General features: G+C 60.8%; 14 protein-coding genes and 2 pseudogenes. 11 read left to right on the forward strand and 5 right to left on the reverse strand.

The window, feature by feature from the left end; all coding sequences use genetic code 11:
* Window positions 1–29 precede the first annotated feature (29 nt).
* The gene (locus AUQ37_RS13045; RefSeq protein WP_255354897.1) at window positions 30–152 is read left to right on the forward strand and encodes a hypothetical protein; all 123 of its coding nucleotides are present in this window, start codon (window positions 30–32) and stop codon (window positions 150–152) included.
* Window positions 134–511, forward strand: coding sequence for an HpaII family restriction endonuclease (locus AUQ37_RS10040; protein ID WP_157844326.1), 378 nt, complete (start codon window positions 134–136; stop codon window positions 509–511). The genes AUQ37_RS13045 and AUQ37_RS10040 overlap by 19 nt, the downstream gene beginning before the upstream one ends.
* Here the strand turns inward: AUQ37_RS10040 and endA are convergent.
* The gene (gene endA, locus AUQ37_RS06540) at window positions 427–1,710 is read right to left on the reverse strand and encodes a tRNA-intron lyase (protein ID WP_058747913.1); all 1,284 of its coding nucleotides are present in this window, start codon (window positions 1,708–1,710) and stop codon (window positions 427–429) included. The genes AUQ37_RS10040 and endA overlap by 85 nt on opposite strands.
* A 166-nt stretch (window positions 1,711–1,876) precedes the next feature.
* Window positions 1,877–3,201 (reverse strand): annotated as a pseudogene (locus AUQ37_RS06545) (TrpB-like pyridoxal phosphate-dependent enzyme).
* A gap of 330 nt (window positions 3,202–3,531) precedes the next feature.
* Between AUQ37_RS06545 and AUQ37_RS06550 the strand changes: the two are divergent.
* The 8 genes and pseudogenes from AUQ37_RS06550 (at window position 3,532) to AUQ37_RS06580 (ending at window position 10,288) form a co-directional block, all read left to right on the forward strand.
* Window positions 3,532–4,173: an ArsR family transcriptional regulator gene (locus AUQ37_RS06550; RefSeq protein WP_058747914.1), complete on the forward strand. Its 642-nt coding sequence runs from the start codon at window positions 3,532–3,534 to the stop codon at window positions 4,171–4,173.
* 5 nt (window positions 4,174–4,178) lie between these two features.
* Window positions 4,179–6,369, forward strand: a pseudogene (locus AUQ37_RS13710) (CDC48 family AAA ATPase).
* An 81-nt stretch (window positions 6,370–6,450) separates the two neighbouring features.
* The gene (locus AUQ37_RS06560) at window positions 6,451–6,969 is read left to right on the forward strand and encodes an Hsp20/alpha crystallin family protein (protein ID WP_058747915.1); all 519 of its coding nucleotides are present in this window, start codon (window positions 6,451–6,453) and stop codon (window positions 6,967–6,969) included.
* 128 nt (window positions 6,970–7,097) lie between these two features.
* The gene (locus tag AUQ37_RS06565) at window positions 7,098–7,379 is read left to right on the forward strand and encodes a hypothetical protein (protein WP_058747916.1); all 282 of its coding nucleotides are present in this window, start codon (window positions 7,098–7,100) and stop codon (window positions 7,377–7,379) included.
* 11 nt (window positions 7,380–7,390) lie between these two features.
* A complete protein-coding gene (locus AUQ37_RS13050; RefSeq protein ID WP_255354898.1) occupies window positions 7,391–7,519 on the forward strand; it encodes a hypothetical protein in 129 nt (42 codons plus the stop codon).
* Between the two features lie 52 nt (window positions 7,520–7,571).
* Complete coding sequence (locus AUQ37_RS06570; protein ID WP_235584991.1) at window positions 7,572–8,528, forward strand: transcriptional regulator; 957 nt, start codon at window positions 7,572–7,574, stop codon at window positions 8,526–8,528.
* Entirely contained in the window at window positions 8,525–9,160 is a 636-nt protein-coding gene (locus tag AUQ37_RS06575) for a hypothetical protein (RefSeq protein ID WP_058747917.1), read from the forward strand. Before AUQ37_RS06570 ends, AUQ37_RS06575 begins: the two co-directional genes overlap by 4 nt.
* Window positions 9,161–9,247: 87 nt before the next feature.
* Complete coding sequence (locus AUQ37_RS06580) at window positions 9,248–10,288, forward strand: CPBP family intramembrane glutamic endopeptidase (protein WP_157844330.1); 1,041 nt, start codon at window positions 9,248–9,250, stop codon at window positions 10,286–10,288.
* 127 nt (window positions 10,289–10,415) lie between these two features.
* Here AUQ37_RS06580 and AUQ37_RS06585 read toward each other — a convergent pair whose 3' ends face one another.
* Window positions 10,416–10,916 (reverse strand): TIM barrel protein, encoded by a 501-nt coding sequence (locus AUQ37_RS06585; protein WP_058747919.1) that lies wholly within the window; start codon window positions 10,914–10,916, stop codon window positions 10,416–10,418.
* A gap of 158 nt (window positions 10,917–11,074) precedes the next feature.
* Window positions 11,075–11,467 carry an RNA-binding domain-containing protein gene (locus AUQ37_RS06590; protein ID WP_058747920.1) on the reverse strand — a complete coding sequence of 131 codons (393 nt, stop codon included), beginning with the start codon at window positions 11,465–11,467 and terminating at the stop codon, window positions 11,075–11,077.
* A gap of 124 nt (window positions 11,468–11,591) precedes the next feature.
* Between AUQ37_RS06590 and AUQ37_RS06595 the strand changes: the two genes are divergently transcribed.
* Window positions 11,592–13,154, forward strand: coding sequence for a DNA-directed DNA polymerase II small subunit (locus AUQ37_RS06595; RefSeq protein WP_201013826.1), 1,563 nt, complete (start codon window positions 11,592–11,594; stop codon window positions 13,152–13,154).
* An 85-nt stretch (window positions 13,155–13,239) separates the two neighbouring features.
* Here AUQ37_RS06595 and AUQ37_RS06600 read toward each other — a convergent pair whose 3' ends face one another.
* Complete coding sequence (locus tag AUQ37_RS06600) at window positions 13,240–13,860, reverse strand: V-type ATP synthase subunit D (protein ID WP_058747921.1); 621 nt, start codon at window positions 13,858–13,860, stop codon at window positions 13,240–13,242.
* Between the last annotated feature and the right edge of the window lie 2 nt (window positions 13,861–13,862).

The following is a 13,862-nucleotide window of genomic DNA, read 5'->3' on the forward strand; positions in this document are numbered from 1 at the left end:
CTGTTTTTCTCAGCCAAGAGGCATATCGCATGAAGGGGGCGCCTGTGCGCATCATCGAACCGTCCGAGAGGACCGCTTTCGCGTACCGCATAGAGGGAGGCATGGACGCCCGCGACTCGACGAGATCGAGGCCATGGACTCCGGGTACGTGACCGGCGAGAACTGGCCGTCGATCGTCTCGGAATCGGTGGACGTCAGGCACCGCATGAGGTACATGCGCGGCCGCTCGCTCGGCTTCCGCTACCTGGGGACCGTGGATCCGGATTACTGGAGGTTCCTGCGGGGCATCGACCCCGACCTGCCGCCCATCGCAGCATGGATGTGCTCTGAGTTCTACCTCAACGGCACCGAGAGGGTGTCCGATATCCTGGATAACCTGGAGCAGGTCAACCCTCTGAGGTACCCCAAGCCGCGCGCGAACGGGACTTACCGCAGGAAAGTCCGGGACATGATGGAACGTTCCGCCGGGGGATGCGGGCCTCGGGCAGGTGGCGGGGGACGGCCTCCTTGACGACCTCGCCCTCGAGCGCGTGCCGGTGGGCAGGTTCGGATCCACGGAGATCGAGGAGATCGGCGGAGGGGCATACTCGATGAGGTTGGTCCTCTCGGTTCGCTACATCGGCCGTCTGAAGCCGCCGGGGACGGTCTGACATCATACCCGCGGTCAAGGTTTGAACCATTTGAACTGAAGGTAGCGACGACATCCCCGACCCTGCAGAAGAGGATCTCCTTCCTCACACCGCCCGAGAGGCGAACAGTCCTGGAAATCTCCGGCCACATGGCCACCTTGGAATCCTGGAAAGCGTGGACGAGATAACGCGCATGGCATTCGTCCGGGGACCCCTCATAGACGCGGAAATGCGTCCCGTACTTGAACCCGGTCTTCACGATCAGCCCGCGGGACCGGAGGTCCTCGTAGGCCCTCAGGCGCAGCCCGAACTCGTTCTGGCTCTTGCGGCCGATGGACTTGATGTCATCGGCTGAGAGGACCTCCCCCTTGCGGTCGCGGACCGTCAGGCCGCCGTTCTTAACGAGATAGCATCCCTCGATAAGGGAGAGCTGCAGGACCCCCTGCATGCCCTTCCCATAGAATGAATCAGCATAGAGCGCAGCCCCCTGTTCCGTGTCGAAGACGAATATCCTGTCCCCGACGATAGTCCCGGATACCCCGGGAGCGGGCTTCCCGAGGACCTTCCCGCGGGGGTCCGTCTCCGACATCTTGTAGTAGGTAACGTCGCCCTCTTCGTCGACGACCCCGTAGAGGAGCTCCTTGCCGCGGTCCTTGGTCTGCTCCGCCTCGTCGGCGGAGAGACCGAAATCGACGGCATCCCTCTCCGATACTGCGCAGACGAGGTAAGCGGGAGACGCTGCCGACGGCTGCTCCCCGCGGGCGTAGACGCGGAGGTCGAAGCCGCCGGACTCGGGCTTCACGATGAACCCCCTCTCCCTGAGGTCTTTGTAAACCTGGTACTTGGCCACGAAACCGGGAGTGTGCGCGGAGGCGTACTCGAAGAGCTTCGGGAAATCGACCTTCCTCTTCCCAGATACGACCTCCAGCCTCTCCGCCTGCACCAGGAAGGCGGCCTCGACCAGGTCGAGTTCGAGGAACCCTCCGCTCATCGGGTAGCCGAAGCAGCCCTTGGAGTAGGTCTGGCTCGCTTCCCTGACGTCGCGGATGAAAACAGAACACCCTTCGAGAACGCCCGGCATGATGCGGCCCCATGATGTCCGGCGGATAAAGTTTGTTCGATTGAAGTCTCGGACAATCGCCTGAACAGCCTGTTATGAACGATCGCGGCCATCGGATGCGTATGGAATATGCATCCGCTTTCCCGGAAGGAATGGAACCGGGAGGGGAAACCCCTCCCGAAAAGTATCACTCCATCCCAGACTTCGGGAGGGTCCCCTCGAGGGCCTGCTCATAGCCGTAAAGGTCGAGGAGGCCGTGCCCGGAGAGGTTGAAGACGATGGTCTTGGCCTCGTTCTTCTCCTTGCATTCGAGCGCCTTGTCGATGGCGCACTTGACCGCATGGCAGGATTCCGGCGCGGGGATGATGCCCTCGGTCCTGGCGAAGGTTATGCCGGCCGCGAAGGTCTCGGTCTGGTCGTAAGATACCGCGGAGATCCTGTGCTGGTCGAAGGCCGCGGAGACCAGCGGCGACATGCCGTGGTACCTCAGGCCGCCGGCGTGGATCGCGGGCGGGATGTACTGGCTGCCCAGGGTGTACATCATCATCATGGGGGTCAGGCCGGCGGTGTCCCCGTAGTCGTACTTGAACTCCCCGCGGGTGAGGGACGGGGCCGCTTTGGGTTCGACGGCGATGATCTCGCAGTCCTTGTGCTTGCCCTGCATCTTCTCGCGCAGGAACGGGAAGGTGAAACCGGCGAAGTTGCTTCCGCCGCCGACGCAGGCGATCATGTAGTCCGGCTCGATCTCGCCGATGGCGAACTGCTGCAGGGCCTCCTCGCCGATGACGGTCTGGTGGAGCATGACATGGTTCATGACGCTGCCCAGGGCATAGCAGGTGTGCTCGTCCTTGGCGGCCATCTCGCAGGCCTCGGAGATGGCGATGCCCAGGGACCCGGAGGTCTCGGGGTGCTCCTTGAGGACCTTCCTCCCGAACTCGGTATACTCCGAGGGAGAAGCGTAGACCGTCGCGCCGTAGGTGTTGATGATGGTCTTTCTCAGCGGTTTCGCCATGTAGCTCCCTTTCACCATGAAGATGGTGCTCTTGATGTCGAAGAGGTTGGACACCATGGCGAGGGCGGTCCCCCACTGGCCCGCACCGGTCTCGGTGGTGAGGGTGTGTATCCCCGACTCGGCATTGTAATATGCCTGAGCGAGGGCAGTGTTCCCCTTGTGGGACCCCAGAGGGCTCATGTCCTCTCTTTTGAAGTAAATCTTAGCAGGAGTCTTGAGGTATTTCTCCAGCCGGTATGCGCGCTGGAGGGGGGAGGGGCGGTTGAGGGAGATCAGGCGTCCCTTACCTCCTCAGGGATGTCGATGTACCTCTCCTTGGAGAGCTCCTGCTTGATGATGGGGTCGCAGAAGATCGCTTTGAACTCCTCGGCCTTGACCGGTTCTTTCGTGACCGGGTTGATCATCGGCTTGAGGTTTGGCAGGTCCGCTGCCATGTTGTACCATTTCTTCGGGATGTCCTCAGGATTGAGGCCGATTCTCGCGTCCTTGGGAATTGCCATGGTGCACCCGAGTGCGCTGATTATGTTTAATGATTCGCCTCAAAACTGCAATAGTGTATGTAAACATACATCAAAGTACTGATGTTCATCTCATCGTATCGGAAAGGCAGGAAGGCACGGACGTCCGCGGAGAACGGACGGCGGCCCGGAGACCGGACCCTGCAAAAATCCCATTATAATGAACTAAAATGGTTATTTGTTATCGTTTTCAATCATTTATGAACAGAAGAAGAACCGGAAATAAACAAAGTTATTTATAGAAGTTCTGTACTATACAACCATTAGTTGTAAACCGAGAGAGAACAACTAGGAACAGAGCGAGTGATTGAAATGGCCGACATGGACACCATCCTTTCCATCGTGGAGAACCCGACCCGGAGGAAGATACTTCAGGCTGTGGTCAGGGAACCCCATTACCCCCTGCAGCTTTCCAAAGAACTTGGAATAAGCCAGCAGGCGGTCGTGAAGAACCTCAACCTGATGGAGAGGGAAGGCCTCGTCGAGAGCTATCATCAGAGCAGCGACAGAGGGCCGGACAGGATCTTCTACAGACCCAGTTCGGAATTCAGCATCACCATAGACATGCGCAACAGCATGTTCGAGGTGAGGATGATCCCGACCGGGAACACGAAGAGCCAGGCATCAAAGGATAAGGCCCCTGCTCAGCCGGCGAAGACTCATGACGAGAGGCGCCTGGAATCGGTCCGTGCGGACATCTCGGCCATCGACAGGCAGCTCAACGAGTTCGACAGGAAAAGGTGCCAGCTGGTCCAGCAGAGGAACGACCTCATAGATTCGTTCCTGGCCGAGACCGACATACGGAACCTCGACTACGAGCACCGGCAGCTGCTCTACGATATGCTGAACAGGCCTAACTGGAGCGCCGGGGACATCTCCCGGAACCTCGGTTTCAATGAGAGCACAGTGTCCGAGATGATCTCGGACATCATGAAAATGGTAAGAATGGAGTGATTGAAATGGCAGCTAACGACAGGGCGATCAAGGTCGCCGAGCTGAAGCCCGGTGAAGCGGGCAAAGGCGTCGCGCGGCTAGATCCGGCCCTGATGGGCATACTGGGCATCAAGGTCGGCGACATAGCCATCGTTACCGGAACGAAGAGGACGGCGGTGAAGATCCTCAGGGGAGCCCCCGAGGACGAGAACCGCGGCATCATCAGGCTGGACGGCTCGACCCGCAGGAACGCGGGCGTGTCGATCGACGAGAGGGTCGATGTCAAGAAGGCGGAGACCAAAGAGGCCGAGAAGATCACCTTCGCCCCCACCGACGAGCTCAGGCTCCAGGGCGGGGAGGAGTACCTTGCGCAGGTGCTCGAGGGCAGGGCGTTCGCCAAAGGCGATGTGCTGTCCCTGAACATCATGGGCAACAAGATGGACCTCGTGGTCACGTCCTTCGGCCCGGCCGCCGAGGCAGCCCTGATGGGCCCCTCGACCAAGGTGAAGATCAGCGACAAGCCGGTCTCCAAGGAGAGCATGGACATCCCGAAGGTGTCCTACGATGATGTCGGAGGCCTCGGCCCGGCCATCGCCCAGATAAGGGAGATGATCGAGCTGCCGCTCAAGCATCCTGAGCTCTTCAAGAGGCTGGGCGTCGAAGCGCCCAAAGGCGTGCTCCTGCACGGTCCGCCCGGAACCGGGAAGACCATGCTGGCAAAGGCAGTGGCCGGCGAGACGAGCTCCAACTTCATCTCGCTCAGCGGCCCTGAGATCATGAGCAAGTTCTACGGCGAGTCCGAGGGCAAGCTCAGGGAGATCTTCAAGAACGCCGAGGAGAACGCGCCGAGCATCATCTTCATCGATGAGATCGACTCGATCGCTCCGAAGAGGAGCGAGGTCCAGGGCGAGGAGGAGAGGCGTATAGTCGCCCAGCTCCTGACCGTCATGGACGGGCTGAACTCCCGCGGCAAGGTGGTGGTCATCGGTGCGACCAACAGGCCGAACGCGATCGACGAGGCGCTCAGGCGTCCCGGCAGGTTCGACCGTGAGATCGAGATCGGCGTGCCCGACGAGCACGGAAGGCTGGAGATCCTCCAGATCCATACCCGCGGCATGCCTCTCGACAAGACGGTCGACCTCAAGGAGATCGCCGAGAAGACCCACGGATACGTGGGCGCTGACCTGGCAGCGCTCTGCAGGGAGGCCGCCATGGCCGCCCTAAGGAGGGTGCTGCCCGACGTCACGTCGAGGAGGAGACCATCCCCACCGAGGTGCTCAACAAGATCAACGTCACCCGCGACGACTTCATGAACGCGATGAAGGGCCTGCAGCCCTCCACCATGAGGGAGGTCCTCATCGAGAAGCCGAACGTGAGGTGGGAGGACATAGGAGCGCTGGATGACGCGAAGCAGGAGCTGAAGGAAGCGGTCGAATGGCCGCTGAAGTACGGCAAGGTGTTCGCTCACATGAACGCCAAGCCTCCGAAGGGCATCCTGCTCTACGGCCCGCCCGGCACCGGGAAGACCATGCTGGCAAAGGCCGTCGCCACCGAGTCCGAGGCGAACTTCATCTCCGTGAAGGGACCCGAGTTCCTCAACAAGTGGGTCGGCGAGTCCGAGAAGGCCGTGAGGGAGACGTTCAGGAAGGCCAGGCAGGCCTCCCCGTGCGTCATCTTCATGGACGAGATCGACTCGATCGTGCCCGTGAGAGGGACCGGAGGGGACTCGAACGTCACCGAGCGCGTGGTGTCCCAGATGCTGACCGAGATGGACGGGCTGGAACCGATGAACGACGTCGTCGTGATCGCCGCCACCAACAGGCCGGACATGATAGATCCGGCCCTGCTGAGGCCCGGCAGATTCGACAAGTCGATCTACGTCGGACCGCCCGACAAGGCCTCCAGGAAGGCCATCTTCGGCATCCACACCCGCGGCAAGCCCCTCGCCGACGACGTCGACCTCGACGCCTGGCCGAGCAGACCGAAGGCTGCACCGGAGCCGATATCGGCGCGATCTGCAACGAGGCGGTCATGACCGCCGTGAGGCGCCTTGTCTCCAAGGGCAAGGAGCCGACCGACGATGACATCGCCGCCTGCAAGGTCACGCAGGACGACTTCGTCAAGGCCGTCGGGAAGTTCGGCCCCAAGGCGGCCGAGCGCCTGAAGGCGTACGGCGACCTCGGGAAGGTCCCCCGGGACCGATCCCCGGGCGAATAAACAATTTAAAACAGCCCCGGCCCCCTGTGCAGGGGGGCCAAGACATCAGAATACCCAGACAGGAGAATTGAGGTGATTAGAATGACAGACTATGATGACAATATGAATGACATGTGGGCTGACTTCGGCCGCCTCTTCGAGAACGACTTCGAGGACATGAACAGAAGGCTCAACAGGATGTTCGACTCCCTGAAGAGCGCCCCCGGCGTCAAGACCTACGGGTACACGATGTACCAGGGGCCCGACGGGGTGCCCCACTACCAGGAGTTCGGCAACACCTCCGGGGACCGCGGGCTGATCGGCAGCACGCCCTTCGGAATGATAGCCGAGCCTCTCACCGACGTCGTAGAGGACAACGGGGTGGTACGCGCCACTGCGGAGATCCCCGGCGTCGACAAGAAGGACATCAAGCTCGACGGGACCGCGAACAGCCTGACTATATCGGTGGACACCCCCAAGAGGAAGTTCACCAAGACCCTCGCCATGCCGTGCGACGTGGACATCGCGTCCGCGAAGGCGACGTACAACAACGGCATCCTGGAGGTCGAGCTCAAGCCGGTGAAGCCGGCGGAGATCACGCGGCATATCGAAGTCCAGTGATCGCAGTCGGGGCCCGAATAAGGCCCCGTTTAATGCCGGGAAGGCGGCCGTCCGTACCTCCATCGGCCGCCCCCGTTCCCCAGGCTCCCGGCATCATTGTTTTATTGCCGCATCTGCGTCAAGGACGCGTGCTCGGCATCAGAAGGAACAAGGACCAATCGCAGTGCCCTGCAGACCAAGGTTTCACGGTCCCGGGGCTGGTTTCCCTCTCCAGGCAGGAATATTCGGACAGCAGCGGGCGCCATGTGCGCTACCGCATGCGGATATCATCGGTCAGCGGCACGACCAACGACCGTCCGGGCTCCGCCAGGGCGATCCTCGGCGGGGACCTCGTCATGGTCGACATGGTCCTCCAGAGGTCCGGCCGCCTGGGTATCATGATCGACATCTCCCCCGGCGCGTCCGCATAACCTCCGATTCGATGCTCAAGAGCATAGCGGAGACCGTCCCGCTCCCGGTCAGGGTGCGGCCGGAGCCCGTGTCCCTGAGGATCGCCGAGGGCACGCTGTCCCTCGCTCTCAGAGCGGAAGGGCCCCTGGATCAACAATGAACCTCTCCGACTGAACAATCGCTTTATAGAAGGATAAACATCGTTTTATATCATGAACAGAGAGGACATGATCAACACGACGCGCGCCATCCTGGCGAAGGCCGGGTTCGACGTGTCGTCCGCAATCAGCATCAGGAGCATCTGCTTCGACGTAGTCGGACGCAGGGGCAGCACCCTCCTGATCATCAAGGTCCTCAGCAACGTCGACGCGTTCTCCCGCGAGAACGCGAACGAGATGAAGATCATGTCGAACGCTCTCGACGCCTCCCCCATGATCATCGGGGAGACCTCCAGCTCGGGGAAGCTGGAGAAGGGCATCATCTACACGAGGTTCAAGATCCCCATCATCTCCAACGAGACCCTCGCGGACCAGCTCCTCGAGGAGGTGCCCCCGTTTATATTCGCCGCCCCCGGCGGGCTGTACGTGAAGATAGACAGCGACACCCTGAGGGAGCTGCGCGAGGAGCGGGGCATATCCCTGGGGACCCTGGCCGAGACCGCCGGAGTGTCCAGGCGCACGATCCAGATGTACGAGAACGGGATGGGCGCCATGATCGATGCGGCCCTCCGCCTGGAGGAGTTCCTCGGCACCGACATCATCGAGCCTCTGGACCCCTTCACCTACGCCAAGGACGAGAAGGTCGAGGCCAAGGAGGTCAAGGGGACCGGCAGCAAGACCGGTTCCGACCAGCTCGACCGGCTCGTCAACATCGGGTTCTCCATCACCCCGATCGTCAGGGGGCCGTTCGATGCCATCACCCGCGACTCGGACAGCAACACCGTCCTCCTCACGGGCGTCGGCGACGAAGAGAGCAAGCTGATCCAGAAGGCCCTTATCGTGTCGGAGCTCTCGAACCTCTCGCACAGGCATTCGGTCGTCATCGTCCGCAAGAAGCCGGAGCACGAGAGGATCCGCAGCACCGCCCTGGTCACCGACGACGAGCTCAAGAAGATAGACGACAAGGACCAGCTGACCGACATCGTCCTCAGCCGGAGCACCAAGAAATGAACTCGCCTCTGCGCCTGAGCATCGGGAACTGCACGGTGGACGTCCTGCCTGTCGTCAACGGCCTCCTCTCCGAGGCCGATGTCGTCAGGGCCAACTACCCGGGGCATGAGGCATACGGGGCCTCGATGAGCATCGAAGGATTGGACGCCCTCGCCAAAAGGAAGGAGATCGGCACCGACGAGGTCCCGGTGTCCGAGCTCGACATCGTCTATGCGAAGAAGATGTCCCGCTTCGGGGAGATACAGGTGCCGTCGCCCGCCTTCTGCGAGCTCGTGGACCTCTGCAGGTCGGACGGCAAGACCGTTATCCCCCTCGACATGAGCGATTACGATTACGATACCGCGTACATGCAGTGCGTCAGGGTGACCGAGTTCACCTCCGAGCACCGCCTGGCCAAGAATGGGATGAAGAAGGCCATGGACGCCCCCGACCCGCACGCCCTCGCGGCCATGTGGGACGACCACATCTCGTCCATAAGGGGATATTCGAAGCTCAGCCACAGGCGGGAGGAGCACATCGCCCGCGAGATCGCCGACACCGCGAACTACCGCAGGAGCCTGCTGGCCGTGGTGGAGACGGAACGCGCAGAAGGGGTCGTTTCCCTGCTGAGGTCCGATTATGGAGCAAAATAACTGCAGATACTGCAATTATTATGCGTCCAAAGGCGCTAAATACTGCCCGAGATGCGGGAGGGATCTTTCCGGCATGAGCAGTTCCGGATGTCCCAGATGCGCCGATCAGGCGCGGCGGGCGCCAGATACTGCAGGTACTGCGGGAACTACCTCGGAGAAGGAAGAACACAGCCGTACCCGTCCGGGATGCAGGATGGGCCGGAGCACCCGTTCATGAGGGGCACCGTCACCGCGGTGACCCTCCTTTTCATCCTGCTCTGCACGGCGTCCCTGATCGTCTACACCGTCCACGTAGGAGACGTCCTGGGCATAGCCGACCGCTACTCGTACAGCATCTACGTCCCCCTCGGCCTCGTGAATGCCTTCTCGATCCCCCTCAGAGGGAACGCCTTCAGGGCGTACATCCTGATCGCCTACGTCTTATTCGCCCTGTTCCTGGCATATGCGGTCATATCCTATCAGAGGACAGCCGGGAAGTACGGCACGTCGTCCGACCGCACGGAGCACAGCGGGCTCTCGGCCGCCGCTTCCTGCCTGAGCGTCTCCCTCTTCCTGTCGATAGTCTACCTCTTGCTCATGTCCTCGGCGGGAGCGGACGCGGACTCGTCATGGATGGACGATTTCCGCGTCTGGGACCTCAACGCCCTGCTGTTCATGGCCGGGCTGAACGAGGAGCTGGCGTTCAGGCTCGTATGGATCGGGATCCCGATGGCGCTGCTCGGGTTCCTGTGGAAGAAGGACCGCCGTTCCCTGCAGTACCTCATGGGCGGGTTCGGCATGTCCAAGGCGGCCCTGGTCTTCATCATAATATCATCGATCATATTCGGTCTGGCACATTACGACGGATGGGGCTGGGTGAAGATCATCGATGCCGCGGCCGGCGGGATCATCTTCGGATACCTGTACACGGAATACGGCCTTTACGCAAGCGTGCTCGCCCATTTCCTGAACGATACGGTCACCGTCTTCGCAGGCGGCGTACTCGGAGAACTGGCACTCATGGCGGCAGGAGCCGTCATCCTCGTCTACTGGCTCGTGAAGCCTAACAAGGAGCTGCTCGACCTGAAGGGCATGCCGGACATGACGGAGAGCCTTCCCCCGATGAAGGACCAATGGGGAAGGCACTGACCCAGATAAGCAAACCGGGATCAGAACGCCTTGGTGATCATGTCCCTGAGGCGCTTCTGGGACTCCACGGCCGACTCCAGGTTCCTGGACTCGATGATGTACCTTCCCTTGTAGAACGACAGCTTCTTCATGACCGCCGGGAAATCGATGGAACCGTCGCCGATGGTGAGGTGCTCGTCCCTCTTCCCGTTGTTGTCGTGGATGTGGACGTAACTATCCTGTCCCTGAAAGCATCGATCATGGCGTCCAGCTGGCCCGAGGTGTTGGCATGCCCGACGTCCAGGCATATCCCCAGGTCCGTCCCGGCCACGATCTCCTCGAGCTCCGACGCCTTCACGCCCAGCATAACCGGCACATCCGGCATGTTCTCGATGGCCAGGCGCACGCCGTACTCTGTCTGGGCGCGGTCGAGGAGGCGCATGGTATCCTTGGACGCCCGGATCGATTTCTCGCGCATGTCCGTCATGGCGAGGTTGACGATCCCCGGATGGACGGTTATGCATTGGGCCCCGAACTCCACGGCGGCCTCCATCTCCGACATGAACTCCATGCATGATGCTTCCCTCATGCGGTCGTTGAGGGCGGCGGCGTTGGTATCCGCTATCGCCGAGTGAACGGTGAAGGTCATGCCGTTCGCCTCCCCTGTGCCCAGAAGGCCGGATATCTTCTGGACGGCGTGCTTGTACTCCGAGAATATCTCCCAGTGGGAGAACTCCGCCGATATCTTGGCCAGGCAGGGCTGGAAATCCTCCTTGCCGAAGTCAGGGCAGGAAACTCCTATGACGGTCAGCAGCTCACCTCCTCACCGTTGACGGTAACAGGCGCCACCCGGTCGATGAGCGCATCGAGGTCCTCGTCCTCCACCGTGACGTCGATGGTGCCGAGGACGGTGCGATAGTCCACGAAGGACACCTTGCCGACGGTGGCGACCTGCTTGTTCAGCCTGATGGTCGCAACGGTATGCCCCCTGCGCTCGCCTTTGAGGAACTGGGAACGGGCGGTATCGAGGATCCTCTGCTCGCGGATCTTCTGGGAGAAGCGCACCAGGTCGGCAGGGCCCGAGAGGACCCCGTCGGCGAGGGCCAGCTCGGCCGTGGGGAAGAGGTTGAGCACAGCGGCCCTGACCTTATCAGGGTCCTCGCTCGGATAGACAGGGCAGGATACCGTCACTCTAGCCATGGTCTCGGAATCGGCGGGCAGGTATTAATTGGATTTGCAGAATAAGTGCCAGAATCAGCCCGCTGCAATGTTCCGCTGGTCGCAACCCCATCACTATATAACCCCGTTGCGATAGCCTCGGTCAATGAAGGACGATATACTCGACGCGGCATCTAGGAGGAAACTGTTCCTCTCGCCCGACGCTCTCGAGATAATCGATTCGAACGGCTACCCCATGGAGATGGTCAACACCATGCTCAATGCGATGGCCGGGAACAAGATGTTCGTCACCAAGGAGGATGTCATCGACTTCCTGAACGGCGACAAGGCCCTCTTCGAGAAGGAGAAGACCGCCAAGCCCCGCAACAAACGGGACCTGGACATAGAGATCGTGCCCGGATCGGACATCACCGGGAACTCGACCTGCGAAGGGACCATCCAGGATTTCACGGCCTACTTCCGCAGCAGGTACAACCTGCTCAAGCGCATAATATCGAGCCACAAGGACTTCACGATGTCCACCAGCATCGCCCATGCGATGCAGTTCGACCGCCAGGTCAACATCGTCGGGATGGTTTACGAGGTGCGCCAGAGCCAGAAAGGCCATACTATCCTGACGGTCGAGGACGAGACCGGGACCTGCAACGTCCTCATAAAGAAGGACTCCCCCTACGCCGATAACATCTACATCAACGACGAGGTCATCGGGATAACCGGGAAGAAGATGGAGCGCGGCACCCTCTTCGTCGCCGACAAGGTCGTCCGCCCGGACATCTCCAAGAGGCACACCTGGGAGGTCAGCGATTCCACGTCGTCGGTGGCCTTCCTCAGCGATATCCACATCGGCTCGAAGGAGTTCCTGAAAACAAGCTGGGAGAGGATGATTTCCTGGCTCAAAGCGAACGCTTACGACATGGGCCTGAACTACATCGTGATGCCCGGCGACGTCGTGGACGGCATAGGCGCATATCCGGGGCAGGAGGCGGACCTGGAGATAGACGATATCTACCGCCAGTACGAGACCCTCGCCGAGTATGTGAAGGAGATACCTGATGACATCAAGATCATCCTCCACCCCGGCAACCATGACGCCTGCAGGCTCGCCGAGCCCCAGCCGGCGATATCGGAGATGTACGCCCACGGGTTCGATTCCAATGTCACCCTCACCGGCAACCCCATAAGGCTGAAGATCGAGGGCAGGAAGGTCACTTCCTACCACGGCAAGAGCATCGATGATTTCATCTCCGCCGTGCGCGGGATGTCCTACGACGACCCCCTCGCCGTCATGAGGGAGATGGCCCTGAGAAGGCACCTTGCGCCCATGTACGGCATGAGGAACGCCCTTGCGCCCGAGAAGAAGGACTACCTCGTTATGGAGGAGGAGCCCGATATCTTCGTGTCCGGGCATGTCCACGGCGCCGGCACCATGGAGTACCACGGGGTCAAGATGATCAATGCCAGCACATGGCAGGCCCAGACGGATTACCAGGCCATGCACAACTTCAACCCCCGACCCCTGCATCATGCCGATCGTCGACCTGGGCACCGGCAGGGTCGTCATGAAGAACTTCATGAAGTGATTGCTGCTGCGGCCTGGCAATCTAAAATGAAAGAATGGGGCCGAAGGCCCCGAAAGGGGTTTCAGAAGAGCAGCTGTTCTGCGAGGATCCAGATGATGATGAAGGCCCCCAAGATGAGCATGCCGTAGGCGATGACCCAGATAGCCGTGAACGTGCGCCGCAGCTTTACTGGGTCCTCTTTAATCTCATCCAGGCGGTCTTCAAGAGATTTCATCAGCTTTTGCCCTTGATGTGCTTGAGGCGGGTGGTGTTCTCCCTCTCCATCTCTTCGAGGCGGAACTTGACGAAGTGCTCCGAGTCCTTGAGGTCGGGGATGATCTTGAACTCAAGCGCGTTGACACGGCGCTTGGTCTTCTCGATCTCATCGAGGAGCTTCTTCATGGTGGTCTCGACCTCGGCGGCCCTGACGAGGGTCTCGAGGAGCTTCTCGAAGGCGGCCGAGGCCTCCTCCACGTAGGCCGAGGTGTCCAGGACACCGAACCCCTTGTTCAGGAGATCGGTGTGGATGGACGTGGCCTCGACCTTCGGGACCATCATTCCCATGATGGACTTGCTGCCAAGCTTGACCTCGGGGCGGGCGTTCAGAGCGTACGCGGCGCTCCTCACGGCCACCTCTCCGTCGATGGCGCGGGCGATGGTGATCTTCTTCATCGCCTGCTGGAAGTCGGAGCTGACACCGGCGCGCATCTGCCTCGCCTTCTCCAGGACCTCGAAGAACTCGATGATGAGGCCGTCCCTCTTCATCTTGAGGATCTTGTGCCCCGACTGGGACAGCTTGATCCTCCTCTTGAGGTCGAGGAGCACGGAGCGGGTAGGTACGACATCCTGAGGCATCG

This window comes from Candidatus Methanomethylophilus sp. 1R26 (genome assembly GCF_001481295.1).
Classification (GTDB): domain Archaea; phylum Thermoplasmatota; class Thermoplasmata; order Methanomassiliicoccales; family Methanomethylophilaceae; genus Methanomethylophilus.

What these genes read in the sequence shown, in the direction of transcription:
- AUQ37_RS10040 (WP_157844326.1), top strand. Translation starts at nt 134, where the DNA reads ATGGACTCCGGGTACGTGACCGGCGAGAACTGGCCGTCGATCGTCTCG.
- AUQ37_RS06580 (WP_157844330.1), top strand. Translation starts at nt 9,248, where the DNA reads ATGTCCCAGATGCGCCGATCAGGCGCGGCGGGCGCCAGATACTGCAGG.
- AUQ37_RS06575 (WP_058747917.1), top strand. Translation starts at nt 8,525, where the DNA reads ATGAACTCGCCTCTGCGCCTGAGCATCGGGAACTGCACGGTGGACGTC.
- AUQ37_RS06550 (WP_058747914.1), top strand. Translation starts at nt 3,532, where the DNA reads ATGGCCGACATGGACACCATCCTTTCCATCGTGGAGAACCCGACCCGG.
- AUQ37_RS06570 (WP_235584991.1), top strand. Translation starts at nt 7,572, where the DNA reads ATGAACAGAGAGGACATGATCAACACGACGCGCGCCATCCTGGCGAAG.
- endA (WP_058747913.1), bottom strand. Translation starts at nt 1,710, where the DNA reads ATGCCGGGCGTTCTCGAAGGGTGTTCTGTTTTCATCCGCGACGTCAGG.
- AUQ37_RS06560 (WP_058747915.1), top strand. Translation starts at nt 6,451, where the DNA reads ATGACAGACTATGATGACAATATGAATGACATGTGGGCTGACTTCGGC.
- AUQ37_RS06595 (WP_201013826.1), top strand. Translation starts at nt 11,592, where the DNA reads ATGAAGGACGATATACTCGACGCGGCATCTAGGAGGAAACTGTTCCTC.
- AUQ37_RS13045 (WP_255354897.1), top strand. Translation starts at nt 30, where the DNA reads ATGAAGGGGGCGCCTGTGCGCATCATCGAACCGTCCGAGAGGACCGCT.
- AUQ37_RS06585 (WP_058747919.1), bottom strand. Translation starts at nt 10,916, where the DNA reads ATGACCTTCACCGTTCACTCGGCGATAGCGGATACCAACGCCGCCGCC.
- AUQ37_RS06590 (WP_058747920.1), bottom strand. Translation starts at nt 11,467, where the DNA reads ATGGCTAGAGTGACGGTATCCTGCCCTGTCTATCCGAGCGAGGACCCT.
- AUQ37_RS06600 (WP_058747921.1), bottom strand. Translation starts at nt 13,860, where the DNA reads ATGCCTCAGGATGTCGTACCTACCCGCTCCGTGCTCCTCGACCTCAAG.
- AUQ37_RS13050 (WP_255354898.1), top strand. Translation starts at nt 7,391, where the DNA reads ATGCTCAAGAGCATAGCGGAGACCGTCCCGCTCCCGGTCAGGGTGCGG.